We start from the raw sequence: 489 nt of genomic DNA on the forward strand, positions 1-489 counted from the left end.
TGTAGGATGAAAGGTAGTCTAGTACCTCCTGTGATATTATCCCATTCCATGCGGGGTATCGTATGCTTCCTTCAGCACTACCCTTTAGCTGTTCTATATGCTGCCACTCCTCAATTGGATTAGTCTCATCCTTCAATGCTATCATTTCCTTTGATATTGGATCATATGCATAGTACCGAGAAACTAGTGCGAAGTAGTGATCAGGTATTGCTGTTATCTGATGAGTATACGTTGTCCTGGCCACGGCAGAAGCACGCTTATCGCTCCAATTTCCCACAACATTAGTCAACTCCGTTAGGCCCTTCATTGAAAGAAATGAGGTCATCAAATGTCTTCCAATGTGAGATTTTGGGCCATTTTTTATAGCAAAGATTGAATAAGGCGCATTTTTCTTCAAAGCTTTATTGTACGATCTGACTAAGTTATCTTTTAATAATTGGTATTCCTGTTTATTGCTTGAAGAATTGCCGGTCAATTCCCCGAGGAATT

The 489-nt window shown here is 40.3% G+C and carries 1 protein-coding gene; it reads right to left on the reverse strand.

Annotation, left to right across the window (positions count from 1 at the left end):
* Positions 1 to 489, reverse strand: a 489-nt coding sequence (locus I5E_RS23330; RefSeq protein WP_261974868.1) for a hypothetical protein, incomplete at both ends; no start/stop codon positions are given.

Source organism: Curtobacterium sp. B18, assembly GCF_000333375.1.
Classification (GTDB): domain Bacteria; phylum Actinomycetota; class Actinomycetes; order Actinomycetales; family Microbacteriaceae; genus Curtobacterium.